This is a genomic window from Desulfosporosinus metallidurans, from assembly GCF_001936615.1.
GTDB lineage: Bacteria > Bacillota > Desulfitobacteriia > Desulfitobacteriales > Desulfitobacteriaceae > Desulfosporosinus > Desulfosporosinus metallidurans.
The window spans coordinates 1-830 of record NZ_MLBF01000162.1; the positions used below are offsets into that span (position 1 = coordinate 1).

The 830-nt window shown below is 38.7% G+C and carries 1 protein-coding gene and 1 riboswitch; the gene reads right to left on the minus strand.

Translation table 11 applies throughout. The features are described 5' to 3' along the window. Positions 1 to 344: 344 nt before the first annotated feature. Positions 345 to 563 carry a hypothetical protein gene (locus DSOL_RS26140; RefSeq protein ID WP_075367604.1) on the minus strand — a complete coding sequence of 73 codons (219 nt, stop codon included), beginning with the start codon at positions 561 to 563 and terminating at the stop codon, positions 345 to 347. Positions 564 to 696: 133 nt separating this feature from the next. Next, positions 697 to 830, minus strand: a riboswitch (cobalamin riboswitch). This riboswitch is flagged as partial in the annotation.

The window sequence follows — 830 nt, forward strand, 5'->3', positions numbered from 1 at the left end:
AATGGGAAGTGATGAATAAGAATCTTGAATGTTGATGAGATACTAACTGGAACTGACCCAATTGAGACACTCGCTAAGATTGAAAAAAGAAGCAGGAGGATAAGTCCTCCTGTCCATATTGTGATATTTGTTTGTCTGATTCATAACCTCACCTATTGAAATAATTCGGGATAAATCGCTTTTGCAATTGATTCTAAATCTTCTACGATTCGTGGATCAGGTCTAGTAACCAAATCGCTATTCAAATCAATCACCTGTTTTCGTTGTAACTGCCTCTACATTACCCCAATTTTTTTTCGCTAAAATATTGGCAACAGCATTTTTATCGTAATACCCATATGTAGTTAAGATTCACTTGAGGATTTTTTTGAATTGATTTTCTCTTCGTTTAATTGTATCCAACCTGGATCAGTGACAATATTCTTTTGATCTGTCTGTGCAACATTAGTGTTTGTGATTGGTTGTTTGTTTTCCCCCTGTGTTGCTGTCTGGTTACATCCTGATAGGATTCCTAATGCCAAAACAAGAAGAATCATGACCCATACAAAACTTTTCTTGAACATGCGATCTCTCCCTTTTATTTTGTACTTTTGCATGCCAAGGAAAAAGCAAAGTCCCTTTTTATCTTAGATAAAAGGGACCGAATGACATCTTAATCATTGTCACTTGATGCCTTCCCTTTTTCCTCGAAGGTGTAGCTTCCTTAATAAATAGGCAGGTCTCCTGGCTTATGGCGTACCTTCACTCCTTCCCATCATACGACAGTGGATTCTTGTGGAGGCTTGTACCAATCACAGTGGCGGGACCGCATCGGATTGCACCGATTTCCC